Raw genomic sequence first — 16,670 nt, forward strand, 5'->3', positions numbered from 1 at the left:
AGATTAGTATAAATTATATTTAAAAGGATTGATACTGGACAATAGAATTGATATGTATTTTAAATACACGTATAGGATACAAAAATATGGGGGCCTATAGTGTATTAATAATTATACACTAAAACCCCCGAATTATTACGCTGCGATATTCTCCATCGCCTGCAAAATACGCTTATCAGATATCGGATAGGCTGTACCTAGCTGTTGGGCAAACAGGCTAATACGCAGTTCTTCAATCATCCAGCGGATTTCTTTTACTTCCGGCAACTGTTTTTGCTGAACAGAAAGTTTCGTCAACCATTGCTGCCATTGTTGCTGAATATATTCAATCCGGCTCATATGCGTCCTATCTCTGTTTATATCAATTGCCAGTTTTTCCAACCGGCGTTCAATACCATTTAGGTAACGCAATACATCTGCCAGACGTTTCCAACCGTGGGCGGTGACGAAACCTCTAAAGACCAGACCGGAAATTTGCGCTTTGATATCAGATAGTGCCAATGCCAGAGAGATATCTACCCGCCCTTTCAGGCGCTTATTAATGGCGAATACCGTTGTCAGGATCTGCTCAACCTGTTTGGCAATTTCGACCACTGCATCATTCAAATCAGCCCGGACTTTATCCTGCAAATCTGAAAATGCCTGTTCATTCCATGCCGGGCCGCCATTTTCTGCAATTAATTTGTCCACACCGCAGGAAATACAATCATCAATCAAATCCAGAACTTTTCCATAGGGGTTGAAATATAGCCCCAACTTGGATTTATTCGGCAGTTTTTCATGCAGGTATTTAATCGGTGACGGAATATTCAGCAACAGTAACCGACGCGTTCCTTCCCACATTGCATTAAGCTGTTCGGATTCAGTTTCAAACAATTTAATACCGATACTGTCTTTTTCATCCACCAGCGCCGGGAATGCTTTAACCGAATAGCCACCTCGTTTCTGCTCATAGCGTTCAGGTAATTCGCCAAAACTCCAGATATGCAGCCCGCTTTGTTCAATACCATCATCCGCTACGGCTGAAAGTGTTTCCTGTACTTTATCTTTCAGTTTCAGCTTCAGTGCTGAAAGATCTTTCCCTTCCGCCAGCGTTTTGTTTTTCTCTCCAATAACACGGAAAGTCATTTTCAAATGATCCGAAACCTGCTCCAATTGCCAGTCATCACGTGACAACGTCACTCCTGTCATGCGACGAAATTCTTTTTCAAGACTTTCCAGCAATGTTGCCTGTGGCTGAGCTACCCGCTCCAGAAATGCCTGTGCGTAGTTAGGTGCCGGTACGAAATTACGGCGGATAGGCTTCGGTAACGATTTAATTAATGCCACGACCAATTCATGACGAATTCCCGGAATTTGCCAGTCAAATCCCTCATCTCTAACCTGATTTAATACTGGCAATGGGATATGCACCGTGACACCATCAGCATCTGTTCCCGGTTCAAACTGGTAAGTTAAACGAAATTTTAAATTATCCTGATACCAGTAATTGGGGTAATCCAGCGCACTGACTTTATTAGCATCCCCTTTAATCAACATGCTCTTTTCAAAATTGAGCAATTCCGGCTGATCTTTGCTTACTGTTTTCCACCAGCGGTCAAAATGGCGGGATGAAACTACATCCTTGCCAATCCGCTGATCATAGAAGCTGAATAATGTCTCATCATCCACCAGAATATCCCGACGACGGGATTTGTGTTCCAGCTCTTCGACTTCTTCACGTAATTTGAGATTAGCACGGAAGAATGAATGGCGGGTTTGCCAGTCCCCTTCCACCAGCGCATGGCGGATAAATAATTCGCGGCACAACATCGGATCAATCTGACTGTAATTGACCAAACGCCCCATCACTATCGGCAATCCATATAAGGTGACTTTCTCTGATGCCATTACCGCACCCTGAGATTTTTGCCAGTGAGGTTCACTGTAATGACGCTTGATCAGATGCGATGCCAGAGGCTCTATCCATTCTGGTTCAATGCGGGCGGCAATGCGTCCCCAGAGGCGGCTAGTTTCCACCAGCTCTGCCACCATTCCCCATTTAGGTGGTTTTTTAAATAATCCCGATCCCGGAAAGATGGAAAAACGGGCGTTACGGGCACCTGTATATTCCTGTTTCTCGACATCTTTCTGACCGATATGGGATAAAAGCCCGGTCAGTAACGCAATATGAATACTGCGGTAATCCGCTTCCTGGCTGTTAACCGGAATACCAATTTCTTTGACTACCTGCCGCAATTGCGTGTATACATCCTGCCATTCTCTGACCCGCAGGTAATTCAGATAATCCTGACGACAAAGTTTGCGGAACTGAGAACTGGATAGTTCTTTTTGCTGTTCTGTCAGAAAATCCCACAATTTCAGGAAAGCGATAAAATCCGAATCCTTATCAGCAAAACGGCGATGTTTTTCATCCGAAGCTTGCTGTTTTTCCAGCGGCCTTTCCCGCGGATCCTGAATGGATAATGCCGCAGTAATCACCATGACTTCACGCACACAACCCTGTGTTCGGGCTTCCAGCACCATACGGGCCAAACGGGGATCGATCGGTAACTGTGCCAACTGCCGCCCCATTTGCGTCAGCCGGTAAGTGCCATCAATTGAAGATTCTGTATCGATAGCCCCCAGCTCTTCCAATAGTCGGACACCATCCTGAATATTACGTTTATCCGGCGCTTCGACAAACGGGAACGCACTGATATCCCCCAATCCAATCGAAGTCATCTGCAAAATAACGGATGCCAGATTGGTACGCAGAATTTCAGGATCAGTAAATTCGGGACGGGATAAATAATCATCTTCGGAATAGAGTCGAATACAAATCCCGTCAGAAACACGGCCACAACGACCTTTTCGTTGATTAGCTGATGCCTGAGAAATTGGCTCTATCGGCAAACGCTGAACTTTGGTCCGATAGCTATACCGGCTGATACGCGCATAGCCAGTATCGATAACATATTTAATGCCCGGTACAGTCAAGGAGGTTTCGGCCACGTTAGTGGCTAAAATAATTCGACGCCCGACATGAGACTGGAAGATCCTGTTTTGTTCGTTATTGGAGAGACGCGCAAACAGAGGCAAAATTTCGGTATGCTTAAAATTCTGTTTACTAAGTGCATCAGCGGTATCACGGATTTCACGCTCTCCACTCATAAATACCAGAATATCACCGGCACTTTCGCGGCCTAATTCTTCTACCGCATCAATGATGGCTTCTAGCTGATCCCTATCGCTGTCATTATCGTCCCCTGCTATTGGCCGATAACGAACTTCCACCGGGTAAGTACGGCCTGAGACTTCAATAATAGGCGCATTACTAAAATGACGGGAAAACCGCTCAGGATCAATGGTTGCTGAGGTAATAATCACTTTCAGATCGGGACGTTTCGGCAATAACTGACGCAGATATCCCATAATAAAATCGATGTTCAGGCTACGTTCATGGGCTTCATCGATAATCAGTGTATCGTATTGTAATAACAATCTATCCTGCTGCAATTCCGCCAGCAAAATACCGTCAGTCATTAATTTGACCAGTGTATTTTCACTCACCTGATCATTAAAACGAACCTTATAACCGACCGCTGAACCCAGCGATGTTTCCAGTTCATCGGCAATACGGCTGGCTACTGAACGAGCCGCTAAACGACGGGGTTGGGTATGTCCGATAAGCCCTTTAACACCCCTGCCAAGTTCAAGACATATTTTAGGGATCTGGGTTGTTTTACCAGAGCCTGTTTCACCAGCAATAATAACAACCTGGTTATCCCTGATAGCTTTATAGATATCATCTTTTTTCTGGCTAACGGGCAGGTTTTCAGGGTATTTAATCGTAGGACATGTCGTTTGACGATTAATAACTTTTTGTTTTGCTGTAGTAATATCCGCAGCAATAGATTGTGCTACAGCCTGTAAGGAAGCCTGATTTTTTATTTTTGCAGCTCCCTGCAAACGTTTTCTTAAACGGAACTGGTCACGCAACGGCGTGTGCTCAAGTTCAGCGTATAATTCAGCAATCGTCGCTGTTAAAGGTAATTCCACTGTGATAAATCCTTGTGACGTTCTTAATTGAGTAGTGCTGTTTTTCTGAAAAGCACTTTATTGTCAAAATTTATTTTACTATCAAGGTGTTCTAGTAAATTGAGTTATAAGATAGGGTTTTAGTACTAGGCTATCAGAAGTGTAACATATCTTGAGTATTTCAATGTACTGCATATAAACGCATTTATTTCCCTCATCTTTCAGGTTAAAAACCGATGACTCAATCTGATGTTCAATAATTTTGAATACTAACCTCGAAATATTGCGCTATTTACTGAATGACAATCCCATTAAAATGCCTGACCTATAGAAACCATTGACAGTGTATGAGTTACAGTAACGAATTAAGGAATGAAAAATGAGTAAATTACTGGTTCTGAAATCCAGCATTTTGGCGCAAAATTCACAAAGCAATAAAATGGCAGATAATTTTATTGAGCAATGGTCCGCCAGCCATGCAGATAGTCACATCACCATCCGTAATTTAGCTGAGGAACCAGTTCCGGTACTGGATGGGGAACTATTAGGTGCTATGCGTCCAAGTGGTGCAGAACTGACAGAGCGTCAAAAAACGGCGATGGCACTATCCGATGAATTGATCGCCGAATTAAAGGCACATGATGTTATTGTAATCACTGCGCCAATGTACAATTTCTCTATTCCTGCACAATTAAAAAACTACTTTGATTTTATTGCTCGTGCTGGCATTACCTTCCGCTATACTGAATCAGGCCCAGAAGGTTTGTTAAAAGGCAAACGTGTTATTGTGCTGAGCAGCCGTGGAGGCATCTATCAGCAAACACCAAAAGATTTGATAACTCCATACCTACAGATTTTCTTGGAGTTTATTGGTATTACTGATGTTAAATTCGTCTTTGCAGAAGGTATTGCATTAGGCGAAGAACTGGCACATCAGGCACACCAAAATTCTCACAATGCAATTGTTGAAATTATAGAAAAAATAAAGCAGGAACAATCTGAAGAAATTGCAGCCTGATTCTGTTGTTACTAACGGTGCGTGCCAGCCTAAAAATGGCACGCTTTATTTCTTCAACCAGTTGCCATTAATACCGCGCACATATTCCCCTGCTCCTGCACGACTAACCAGCTTTTCCCCCGCTATTCTCGCCACTTGATCAGTAGTTATATTATTTTGCGCCGCAATCTCCGCATACTTTTTTTCCCGTTCACTATTGATTTGCTTAACCACGGAAAGTGCATCCTTAGTATTCCTGACAGGAGCCAGATATCCGCTGAATGTTTCACCTACCAGACCTTGTTGTTTTGCTTCATCCAGCGTCATACTCATTGCAAAAGAGCTAAACAGCAAGCTTAGCCAAAGTATCACTCCTGTTTTTTTCATATTCTCACTCCTTAGAATAAGCCAGAGTTATTTTTGAGCATATCTTCAATCTGTCGATCAACTTTAATATGAATTTCATGTTCAATTTTCACATTCATATTAATATTGATGGGCTTATCTGGTGTTGCAACTTCCAGCCGGACACACCCAGCCAAACCTATACCGATTAACATCATGCCACTAATGACCATCGTTAATCTGAACCCACGCTTTGTTATCATTTATTATTACTCCCGGTTAAAAACACCAAACTATTCCAGTTCAGCGATAATTCTACGGTACAGAGCAAAGTATTAAAACACAGTAATCTCTTAGGTAATTCGAAACCCATTGGATATAGAACTTTTTACCTATAATTTCCACTTGCTTTTTTCTATACAGATTGCTAAAAACTTAAACATTATGAAAATTAAATCAATCTTCATTCTGGCCATGCCAGCTCAACAAACTACCACCACCGAAACCACCAGGTTGTTCGGGGGGTAGTCTCGACAGAATTTTAAAAAACCCTCTGAGCGACTCGCCAGAGGGTTTTTTCATACCTGCCTTATGCGTTTCGCTCAGAGTTTCATAACAGGAGAAGCTATGAAAACTCATCGTGAGATTGCACAACAACTTGATTTATTTCATTCAGAACCCCAAGGGCCGGGAATGATTTTCTGGCACCCGAACGGCTGGCGGCTATTTCAAAATATTCAACAGCATATGCGGAAGATTTACCAACAGCATGGCTTCCAGGAAGTCCGCACACCTCAGTTTTTGAAAAAAGAGTTATGGCAGACTTCCGGCCATCTTGCTATGTACGAAGAAGATATGTTTTTCGGCGGTGATCAGGAATGCATGTCGGATTATGCTTTAAAACCAATGTCCTGCCCGGCGCATATTTTACTGTTTAAACGTGGTGTACATAGTTACAAAGAACTCCCCATAAAACTGTTCGAATTTGGTTTAGTCCATCGTAATGAACCCTCTGGCGCTTTGAATGGCTGCCTGAGATTGCGCCAATTTACTCAGGACGATGCCCATGTCTTTTGTGCGTGGTCACAAATTCAGGTAGAGGTAATTAATTTTCTGAATAGAGCTAAGCTTGTGTACAGCCAGTATGGTTATCATCAACTTTTGGTCAGAATTTCTACTCGGCCAGAATCTGCTCTCGGCGATAAAATTTTATGGCAAAAAGCTGAACAAATATTAATTGATGTATGCCAGGAGCAATCTGTTGATTTCGAAATACAAATCGGTGAAGGCGCATTTTATGGCCCCAAAATCGAGCTGGCTCTTAAGGATAATATGGAGCGTGAGTGGCAGTGCGGAACAATACAGCTGGATTTTAACCTCCCGGAACGCTTTGATATTGCTTATACAAATTCGTCCGGCGAGAAAGAACACACGGTAATTTTACATCAGGTCATATATGGCTCAATAGAGCGCTGGATCGGCGTGTTACTGGAAAGCACTCAGGGCGCCCTGCCAGAATGGGTACATCCATTACCGGTTGCAATCGCAACAGTGAGTGAAGCAGCTATCGATTATGCCAACGCACTGGTTTGTTCACTCAACTCTGCGGATTTACCTGTATTAGCTGATCATAGTAATAGTTCTGTTGCTCATAAAGTCAGGCGATTCCATCAGTTGAAGATCCCCAATATTCTGATTATCGGAGAACAGGAAATGAAAACAGATCAGGTTGCTCTGCGTCGGGGGAAGGTTATCTCTATCGTAGGGAAAGAGCAGCTCGTTGAGCAGTTAATGGCTAATAGAAAGATATGATGGTTCTTAATTGTGTCCGGTCATTGAATTCTCAATGACCGTTTTTTAATCTGTGAATGTTCATTCCGGTAACGCAATATTTTTCTCTAACCATTCTTCCAAACTGCTGCCAAATCGCAGGCTGCGCCATAGCTGAAAGACATTTTCTTCATGCCGGTAGCTCAGCCTGACTTCCCGCTTTTTATCCACGACTGGATTAACACCGTTTATCTCTGAGTGCATGACCAAAATACCCAGATTATCCAGTGTTACATTTGCTTTAGAGTGGCTGATTTCCAAATAACGTAGCCAATCCATTGCTACACCAGCCGTTAAATCATTTTTCCCTATTGAATCAACCGTATCTTTATCAAGCCTTAATGTCAGGCCGCCATCGTTAGCGATCCAACCCTGCCTAATAAGCCACTGTTTATCATTTAATAACAACGGCAATTCACCACTGATTCTTCCTGACATAGCAAGTTGCTTCACTTTCAATACATGAAATAACTTACTTACATTCAGCTGATTAAAACTCAGTACCGCAGGCTGTTTTTGTGGAAGCTGTAATTTATCTAATTTGAGACCACCATCCAGCATATCAATATTCACATTGGATAAAGTTAATGGCTGAATCTCAGTCGGGGGATAAAAACCTTGCAAATCGGCAGAAACATTATTCATCTCGAATAGGCTATTGATTGTTTTAACCCGTAACTGAACCGGCGATGTAACCCCTAATTGCCAGGTTTGTTCCTGTAAACGCCACGGTAATACAAAATCCAGTCCGTCAATACTTCCATCTTTCAGCCAGATGCCGGCATTTTTGACTATCCAGTGCCCACCAGCACGTAAACCTTGCCCTTTTGCGGCAGAAAATGCTGCCTGCGCATAGATATTCCCGCTACGCACGGTAATCCCCAGATCCGCGGGAATGAGCGTCTGGAATGCCAGCAATGACTGCCTTGGCCAACGTGCCTCTCCTCTTACTCTGACTCCATCCCAACGACCATAAATTGGAATCGGCCCTATTCCCTTAGCCTGCAATTTACCATTTAACATAAAATTATCAGGTGATTGACCAGTTACTGTTGCCCTGAAATCAACTGGCGGTAAAAAGCCACCGGAACGAAAATCAGTTCTCAAAGCAGAAAGTTGCAGTTCTCCCGCTAATTCTGGCTGGGTTGTGGAGCGATCCCATATCAGCGGTTTTATCAGCTGCAAACGAGGGGCCTTCATTTTTACAAGGCCATAATTGATAGTATCAAACCCTGTATTGAGTGCATTTATCGCTATCTGTGACTGATTCCAGCCTCCTTTACCTGATATATCCCATTTAGCCTGCAACGGTGGTAAATCACCGTTTCCCCAATAACGCCAGTTCCAGTTTCCATGGTCGGGAATAAAATTTTCGGCCATTCCATCAAAATGGAGTCTGAAAGTTCCCCAATAGCTCTCTTTTGCAGTTACTATTGCCTGTAAACGGCCCGTAAAACCATTGCGGGTCAGGTAGGTTCCTGCCAAAGGTAATCTGGCTTCTTTGATAGTAAAATTTTCGCTGATTTTTCCCCAGACACGGAACAGAGAACCGGGCTTGAATGTTATCTTCGGATCAACTAATGAGCCTGTTATGACTGTCGGCAATGACATTGTCATGATCATTTGCTCACTATTCATTTGCCCTGTCAGTTGGAGAGGAATATATGTATTTGTTAGGCTTACCCTTGTCGGTTGCATGGAAAGAACCACATTGCCCTTACCAAATTCACCCTGTGTGATCAGATTCACTTTTCCACTGATCTGACTACCATTAAAGCCTTTCTTCCAGTCTTCGAGAGTAAAATCCACTCCCCCGGATAATGGCTGCCCTACTCCTAACCATTGCCATTTACCGTGCTGGATAACAAATTGAGACTGATTGAACGACCACGGTAATTCAGCCCATACCTGCGGCTTACTCTTGTCGTTTTTGTCTAATCGGCTAGGTTCCTGAGTGATAATGAATTTTCCATTCTGCCCTTGCCATTCCAGTAACATCACCAAAGGCTCAGGAAACTGCCTGACAGACAACTGCCCCGTTATTCTGCCCTGTTCCGGCAACTTGTTGATATCCAATGGCAATGAAAAACCACCATTCAGGCTAATAATCTGGTGGGGTAATTTTGCAAAAAATTGGTGAACGTTCAGGTATTTTTTATCTGTAATATCAGCCGATAATTTTAACTGACTCCCCTGATAAGAGAATGTTTGCTGATGAGAAGATGAATCAAACTGAAGCTTTCCGGCAAATTCCTGCCACGGAGAAAGAGCAACGTGGTCAATAACTAATTTAATTGCAGGAATAGAAGATAAGATCTCATCAACGGATACGGGAGCTGACTGCTTTTGCGTTATCGGTAATTGTGGCAAGCACTCACTCTGACTATAAACATTAGCAATATGAATATCCCAATACTTGCCTTCTGCCCGTTGCTTTGACAAATATCCGGCAGATAAACCAGATAACTTTATGAGTTCACATTTTTGTACCTGCACGGTTAGGCTATCAAGCTGTAATCTGTTGTTTGTCCATTTGGGCTGAGTCAAAGAAAGAGACATTCCCTGTGGTAACCAATGGCTGGCAACCCATGGTAACCAGTGAGAAAGAGTGAACCATCCTGTCAACACTAATAACACCAGTAGTATTACCATGACTGCAAACGCTTTTAATATCCTGATCATTTATTGTCGAACTCTTCTTTTTCAGTCTGAATATAACTTCCTGTTATGATAATCTCATGGAAAACTATGAGTCGGTTTATTATACCGATGAATTTCGGGTTGCATCATCGGGGCAAGGCAGAAAACATAACCCAAAAACTATATGCCCTAATGTATTTCAAGCCAGATAGTAGTGGCAAGAGAACAAATTTGCTTAGTCATCAAAAAAGAGGCTTGAAATACAACAGGTATACTCTATGAACCGGAAAGTTCAATAAGTAGCTCGAATGAAATTAAGCACCACACAGTTAATAAAGTACCGGAGATAAAGTTATGAAAGTTGCTGTTTACAGTACAAAGCAATACGATCGTAAACATTTTGAATTACTCAACCAAAAACTTGGCCTTGATTATCATATCGAGTTCTTTGATTTTCCCCTTAGCCCACAAACCGCTAAAAATGCTGTTGGGGCTGATGCTGTCTGTATTTTCGTCAATGATGATGGCGGACGTGAAGTCCTGCAAGAACTGGCAGAAATGAACATCAAAATTCTGGCATTACGTTGTGCCGGTTTTAATAATGTTGATTTAGATGCAGCTAAAGAACTCGGCATTCAGGTTGTTCGCGTACCGGCCTATTCACCGGAATCCGTTGCTGAACATACAGTCGGGTTAATGCTATGCCTGAACAGACGTATCCATCGTGCTTATCAGCGTACCCGCGATGCCAACTTCTCCCTTGAAGGCCTGACTGGGTTCAACATGTATAACCGTACCGCAGGTATTATCGGTACCGGGAAAATTGGCCTTGCTACCTTAAAAATACTGAAGGGTTTCGGTATGCACTTATTAGCACATGATCCTTACCCAAATAAAGAAGCATTAGAACTTGGTGTGAAATATGTGGATTTGGATACTCTGTATGCTGAATCTGATGTGATCTCACTACATTGCCCAATGACTCCGGAAAACCATCACTTACTGGATGAAATTGCGTTCAGTAAAATGAAAGATGGTGTAATGATCATCAATACCAGCCGGGGTGCATTAATTGATTCTGTTGCTGCAATCAACGCATTGAAACAACAGAAAATTGGCGCATTAGGTATGGATGTATATGAGAACGAACGCGATTTATTTTTTGAAGATAAATCAAATGACGTTATTCAAGATGATATCTTTCGCCGTTTATCCTCCTGCCATAATGTCTTATTCACAGGCCATCAGGCATTTTTGACAGAAGAAGCATTAACCAGTATCAGTGAAACAACGTTACAAAGTATCCAACAATTAACTTCTGGTGAACCCTGCCCGAATCTCGTTGGATGAAGTAATAAACATCAGGAGATAAAATGAACAGAGCGATTCCGTTAGCGGTCGCCACCTTGTTACTTACAGCATGTCAATCCACAGGGGTAAGTGCCACAGGAAATGTAACTGCCAAAGATTTGCAGCACCATAAATTTGCGTTAGTCAGCGTTAATGGTGAGAATGTATCCAATAAAGAAGATACAAAGCTGTCCATCACATTTGGTAAGAACATGTTTGTTTCCGGAACAATGTGTAACAACTTTATGGGGGTAGGTGAATTAAAGGATAATGTTTTAATCGTCAGTAAATTGACTAAATCCGACATATTCTGTGTTAATGAAAAGCTCAACAAATGGGATCGGGTTATTATTGATATCCTGACCCACGGCGCAGCAGTGAGTTTACAAGACAGGCAATTAACACTGAAAAATAACAGAAACAAGCTGGTTTATACTTTGAGAAAACCTGCTCAATAATGTAATAAGCTAAAGTTATTTTATTCTTTGTCATAGATATTATAGATTTCAAGATACGTCGAAGAAAAAAGGAACGTGTTTTTCCAGCCAAAGACTGGCCTCTTATTCATTCCCGGAAGCATAGATAACCGCATGTTTATAAAACGGTAATTCGTGCAGCCAACAAAGAGGCAACTTGAAAGACGAAGAGTTACAGTTAAAAAAGTCAGGATTACCCGCATACGTCGGGTAATCTATTTTCTATTAACTGATTACCTCATAAGAGTGTCTGTCTTATTTGTCATCGTCAAATTCTGCTTTAATTCTGACGGCAGATGGGCACTTTTCATCTAACGACTGGCGATATCGAGTACAACCACGCATAAACTGCGGCCAGTCCGGTACTTCAATTTCTGTGTGTTTATATTCTGGCAACAATCCCCATAAATCGGGATGATACCAGCAAAGATCATGGCCGGATGAATCTCTGTGCTCTCTTATCCCTTTCCTGAGCTTCTTGATTTCTTCAATTAATTGCTCTTTCGACATATTATTGAGGTCAGAGTCAGCCAAATTCTTTCCCAAAATAAAGCTCCTGCAATAAATAAGGTTATCGTACGAATGTAAAAAAACCTCGCCAAAGCGAGGTTATAAAACTTATATCATAATCATTTATTATGACAACATAATCCCAATCATTAACGTTACTGTAACCCAGAAACCTAAAAATTTCATATAACACATCCAGTTACTGTCCATTTTTCGACTCCCTCACTATCAAACAAACATTTGCAGCAACACAGTCAAGGCTGTCAGGTCTCATGGTATGACTTTACCAATGTATCCTTATATATTTGTTCAATGAATCGGAAGCTATTTTATTCTTTGTTACTGGTTTATTAATTTGAAATATAAGAAAATTCACCCACATCAGTTTATTTTTCAGACTGTCATTTTTTATTTACTGGATTAATCAGTTTTCTGGATGTTCCTTATCAATATACAGCGCAGCGCTCCAGTTACTGTAAGTACAGACAAATATGGAAGGGTCTTTGCTTGAATAAGACTTAGCAATAGATTTGATTTTTTCTGTCAGCTGAAGAGAGCCTAATGAAGAATTACCAATATACGTTCCACTTGGAAGGCGATGCCACTTTCCATCGGGGAAACGTATAGAGCGACTGAACTGATTGCCTACCATTCTTTTATGTAGCTTTTCATATCCCGCAGACCCCGTACCATACAGTTCCACTCGAATTAAATAACTTGCCATTTCTCTTTCCTTGTCTTGACTGCCAAATAATCAAACTATCAGTTTTTCTTCTCTGATAAAAGTGAGAAAAACGAGAAGAAATTTGGCATTAATGGCAATTTAAGCACCGGAGATATTTATGGCGGTTATTGCGACATCCTCTGTAGTTCTGAAACCCAGTTTGGTTCAGAGAACAGTTGCCGCCCGACAGCCACTAAGTCAATTTGCTGGTTATCTAACTGCCGTATCAGCACCTCTAAGTCAGTACTGTAAGATGGCCCCCCTGATAATGACAAATCGATCGGACCACCTGCAATGGTAGGAAGTTCTGTCAATTCTTTGGCCCATACAGCTAAACTACGATCTGAATTCCGAAAAGCAGGTTGGTCGAAATAGCCATCCGAAGCATGCAATATGGTTACACCAGCCTGAACAATCGGATCAAGCAAGATTTCTAAGTCCTGCGGACTGGTTGCAATAGCCGCATTATTGGCACCCATTTTCCATTGCGAAAACAAGAAAGAGATCGGGAACGAGCGGCCGGTAACTCTGCGCACCGCGGCGATTATCTGCGCCGCAAATTGCGCACGATTGCGGATAGACCCGCCCCATACATCTTCGCGGCGGTTCGTATTTGCCCAAAGGAACTGATCGATTAAATAGCCGTGTGCGCCATGAATTTCTACACCGTCAAATCCTACTGACTGGGCAAAACTGGCCGTTTCCGCAAAAGAAGCAATAATCTCATCAATGTCGTCCAGCGTCATGGCTTTGCCATATGAGCCATGTGCGGCAGAAAATCCCGACGGGCTCCAGGCCAGTGACGGGTCAAGCCGCCCTGAATCATCAGCACCCTGATGAAATAATTGCGCAAAAATCACTCCGCCATTAGCATGTACAGCCTTAACCATTTCAGAAAAGTATGCTTCTGAGCCGGATCCCAAGCGGGATAAATCCGTTTTTTCTCCTGCGGAGGGATGATTGATATAGGCTGCCTTCGTGATAACCAGACCAGCGCCTTCGTTAGCTACACACTGGCAAGAGTGCTCTGCCATCCCTTTCCCTGACACTTCTCCGGATGAGCGTTCCTGCTCTATTGAAGCCATAACAAAACGGTTTCGTAATTTCACGGTACCGAGGTCAAATGGTTTGAACAATGAGGTTATGGAATCTTTCATACTCGCATTCACTCCTTATTAGCGGAAGATTGGCTATTAAACTGTGCTGTATTACTTACCAAAGTAGTATATGGCCAGAAAACAGAGCATAGGAAAAGAAATATTGACTTTAGTTTCAATGAGTAACTAATTGTTAAGAATTATTCGCTTGTTGTTGCAGTGTGATGGGTTTATTAAATTTACCAGTTTTTTCGATAGTAATGATGTAACCGATGTGGAGGATACCTTTGAGAAAATATGTTCTTCTTTGCCTAGTGGCTGGCACGACTCTTTTAGCTTCAATGCAAACTTATGCCAATATTTGTTCAGATTTGTACGCACCTAATAGCCCAGAATATAGAGACTGTCAACTTGCATGCACACTGTATCCGGGAGGAGCTTGTTCATCATAAAACTGAGGGAGGTGGAAGTGTTCCAACCTCCCTTTTACTCTTTCCAATTCACCCACACTGCGCCCTAAAATACTCCTGCACCCCGGAATCATTTGCTCAGAGGTTGCAATGCATTTACTGAGTAACCAATAATTCCTGATAGCGGGTCACCTATTTAAATGACCCGACAGTCGATTTTTATTAGGTAGCCAACATTGCTAAGTATGCCCACCCACCTGGAGAACCCTAACTACTTCATTGACACTATCTATTGTAAATAAAACTCTGTGTCTCTGACTAAGTCTGATGGTATATAGTTCGGTTGCACCGCTCAACATTTTAAAATTGGAATCGCCTATATCACGTGCAGCATCACTTGGAGATCTATTATTTTCTACTATAATTCTCACCCATTCATCATATTTATTTTCGGCAGCACGTGGTATTTGTGCCCATTCGGCACGTTCGTCATCAACTACCCATACCATATATCACCTCTATTTTTTAGAAATGGTTTTTAAATACTACTCCTAATGTATTTTTTTAAATCATCAAATTTTGTACGCCTAATACAGTAAAGTAATAAATCAGGAGATCAGAAATAAAAAATGAATTTAAAGAAGAATCCTCACCCGCTGATTTTTCAAGTAAATTATCACAAGAATATACTGACGAAATAGAATTAACTGACTTCTGTAAAAATAACGAAGAAAAAGCTGTAGCATTCGGAAAGATATTCAATAACAGCAATCAATAATTTTCTGACAGTACTGAAATAATCACTTCATTAGTGATGAACGCCAAAACTTATAAAACTGATGGATATATCAAAACCCAAAACTCTATTTATAAAATACGTCAACCAAATAAATAACCGGAATTAATATGGCAGATTTTGGATGTAGTAATACCCCTACCGAATTTAAAGAATTATGGCAAACGCTCCTCCCATTATTTAAAACACTTGGACGAGTCCGTACTGATGAATGCACATTCGTTTTTGTTCCTCGACAAACAGCCATAAACGGAAAAGGCGGTGATTGCTATTCTCTGGGATCATCTGGAGCTACGTGGAATACCCCAAGCATCTACCCTATGATATAAATTCCCTTTTATATCAATAAGTAAATGCCTACTCAGGCTTATTCAAGATATGGTCTTCCCAGTCCACTACATCAACCTCACGTACAGCAATATGCCTGACAGAAATGTGTTCTGCGTGCATGGCTGATTTTGAACCACTGACTAGCGGATGCCACGGCAAAAGGCCTTTTCCTTCGTCAATCAGACGATAAGCACAGGTTGTGGGTAGCCACTCAAAAGTCACCATGTTTTCACGAGTCAGTTTTATACAGTCAGGTTCATAACTGAAACGATCTTCATAATTTCTGCATTGGCAGGTTTTGATATTCAGTTGATTACAGGCGACATTGGTGAAATAAATTTCATCAGTGTCTTCATCCATCAACTTGTGCAGACAGCACTGACCACAACCATCACACAGAGCTTCCCACTCCTGATCGGTCATTTGCTCCAAGGTTTTCATCTGCCAGAAAGGTTGAGACATAATTGCTGCCATTCCTCATCATTAAATCACTCTGGTCGTTAAAACGTGTTCATTAAGAGAGACGTTCAGAACATCACCAGATTTTAAAGCCCCTACTCCCTCAGGTGTTCCGGTCAGAATAATGTCACCGGGGCGCAGGGTAAAAAATTGTGACATGTAGCTAATCAAAGGGATGATTGGCGTTCGCATGTCACTCGTATTGCCGTTTTGACGTAATTCGCCATTTACTGTCAGAGAAAGACGGACGTTCTGTGGATCTTCAAAGACATTAACCGGAATAAAACCTGAGATCGGGCATGAACCATCAAATGCTTTACTCTTCTCCCACGGCTGGCCTGATTGTTTAAATTCACGCTGTAAATCACGCAGTGTCAGATCTAAAGCAACAGCAAAACCAGCAATAGCGTTACTGGCCCGTTCCTCATTGGCATTTTTGAGTGTCGAACCGATTAAAACCGCCAGTTCTACTTCATGGTGCACTGCCCCCAGTTTTTCCGGAATAGATATGGGTTGGCGCAAATCACAAAGCGCAGTTTCGGGTTTAATAAATATCACCGGCTCATCAGTGATACTGGAACCCATCTCTTTAATATGCTTAGCGTAGTTACTGCCAACGCAAACAACTTTATTAGCAGGAAAATCCAGCAGTGCCCCCTGCCAGTCTCTATGCTGGTACATAGTAC

At 42.0% G+C, this 16,670-nt stretch carries 14 protein-coding genes; 4 read left to right on the forward strand and 10 right to left on the reverse strand.

What is annotated here, in order from left to right:
- Window positions 1–135 precede the first annotated feature (135 nt).
- On the reverse strand, window positions 136–4,041 hold the full coding sequence (gene hrpA, locus AACX68_RS05675; RefSeq protein WP_228858533.1) for an ATP-dependent RNA helicase HrpA: 3,906 nt from the start codon (window positions 4,039–4,041) through the stop codon (window positions 136–138).
- Window positions 4,042–4,399: 358 nt separating this feature from the next.
- On the opposite strand from hrpA, the gene AACX68_RS05680 reads away from it, so the two are divergent.
- Entirely contained in the window at window positions 4,400–5,038 is a 639-nt protein-coding gene (locus AACX68_RS05680) for an FMN-dependent NADH-azoreductase (RefSeq protein ID WP_228858534.1), read from the forward strand.
- Between the two features lie 45 nt (window positions 5,039–5,083).
- Here the strand turns inward: AACX68_RS05680 and AACX68_RS05685 are convergent, their stop codons facing one another.
- Together AACX68_RS05685 and AACX68_RS05690 are read right to left on the reverse strand one after the other, a co-directional pair.
- Entirely contained in the window at window positions 5,084–5,404 is a 321-nt protein-coding gene (locus AACX68_RS05685) for a YdbL family protein (RefSeq protein WP_099110124.1), read from the reverse strand.
- An 11-nt stretch (window positions 5,405–5,415) separates the two neighbouring features.
- Window positions 5,416–5,625 (reverse strand): YnbE family lipoprotein, encoded by a 210-nt coding sequence (locus AACX68_RS05690; RefSeq protein WP_228858535.1) that lies wholly within the window; start codon window positions 5,623–5,625, stop codon window positions 5,416–5,418.
- Window positions 5,626–5,989: 364 nt separating this feature from the next.
- Here AACX68_RS05690 and thrS point away from each other — a divergent pair, with 364 nt between their 5' ends.
- Window positions 5,990–7,174: a threonine--tRNA ligase gene (thrS, locus tag AACX68_RS05695; RefSeq protein ID WP_228858536.1), complete on the forward strand. Its 1,185-nt coding sequence runs from the start codon at window positions 5,990–5,992 to the stop codon at window positions 7,172–7,174.
- 60 nt (window positions 7,175–7,234) lie between these two features.
- On the opposite strand, the gene AACX68_RS05700 is transcribed toward thrS, so the two are convergent.
- Window positions 7,235–9,874: a YdbH family protein gene (locus AACX68_RS05700; RefSeq protein WP_228858537.1), complete on the reverse strand. Its 2,640-nt coding sequence runs from the start codon at window positions 9,872–9,874 to the stop codon at window positions 7,235–7,237.
- Between the two features lie 312 nt (window positions 9,875–10,186).
- Between AACX68_RS05700 and AACX68_RS05705 the strand changes: the two genes are divergently transcribed.
- Both AACX68_RS05705 and AACX68_RS05710 read left to right on the forward strand, forming a co-directional pair.
- A complete protein-coding gene (locus AACX68_RS05705) occupies window positions 10,187–11,182 on the forward strand; it encodes a 2-hydroxyacid dehydrogenase (RefSeq protein ID WP_099110133.1) in 996 nt (331 codons plus the stop codon).
- A 23-nt stretch (window positions 11,183–11,205) separates the two neighbouring features.
- Window positions 11,206–11,640 carry an META domain-containing protein gene (locus AACX68_RS05710; RefSeq protein ID WP_228858538.1) on the forward strand — a complete coding sequence of 145 codons (435 nt, stop codon included), beginning with the start codon at window positions 11,206–11,208 and terminating at the stop codon, window positions 11,638–11,640.
- Between the two features lie 273 nt (window positions 11,641–11,913).
- On the opposite strand, the gene AACX68_RS05715 is transcribed toward AACX68_RS05710, so the two are convergent.
- The 6 genes from AACX68_RS05715 to AACX68_RS05740 all read right to left on the reverse strand — a co-directional run bounded on the left by AACX68_RS05715 (window position 11,914) and on the right by AACX68_RS05740 (window position 16,665).
- Entirely contained in the window at window positions 11,914–12,204 is a 291-nt protein-coding gene (locus AACX68_RS05715; protein WP_228858539.1) for a hypothetical protein, read from the reverse strand.
- Between the two features lie 388 nt (window positions 12,205–12,592).
- A complete protein-coding gene (gene ghoS / locus AACX68_RS05720) occupies window positions 12,593–12,892 on the reverse strand; it encodes a type V toxin-antitoxin system endoribonuclease antitoxin GhoS (protein WP_228858540.1) in 300 nt (99 codons plus the stop codon).
- 125 nt (window positions 12,893–13,017) lie between these two features.
- The gene (locus AACX68_RS05725; protein WP_228858541.1) at window positions 13,018–14,049 is read right to left on the reverse strand and encodes an oxidoreductase; all 1,032 of its coding nucleotides are present in this window, start codon (window positions 14,047–14,049) and stop codon (window positions 13,018–13,020) included.
- A gap of 589 nt (window positions 14,050–14,638) precedes the next feature.
- Window positions 14,639–14,908, reverse strand: coding sequence for a hypothetical protein (locus AACX68_RS05730; RefSeq protein WP_099121762.1), 270 nt, complete (start codon window positions 14,906–14,908; stop codon window positions 14,639–14,641).
- 644 nt (window positions 14,909–15,552) lie between these two features.
- On the reverse strand, window positions 15,553–15,990 hold the full coding sequence (locus AACX68_RS05735) for a YcgN family cysteine cluster protein (RefSeq protein ID WP_228858567.1): 438 nt from the start codon (window positions 15,988–15,990) through the stop codon (window positions 15,553–15,555).
- A gap of 18 nt (window positions 15,991–16,008) precedes the next feature.
- Window positions 16,009–16,665, reverse strand: coding sequence for a fumarylacetoacetate hydrolase family protein (locus AACX68_RS05740; RefSeq protein ID WP_228858542.1), 657 nt, complete (start codon window positions 16,663–16,665; stop codon window positions 16,009–16,011).
- Between the last annotated feature and the right edge of the window lie 5 nt (window positions 16,666–16,670).

It is taken from the genome of Xenorhabdus sp. PB61.4 (genome assembly GCF_963894935.1).
GTDB classification, from domain to species: domain Bacteria; phylum Pseudomonadota; class Gammaproteobacteria; order Enterobacterales; family Enterobacteriaceae; genus Xenorhabdus; species Xenorhabdus stockiae.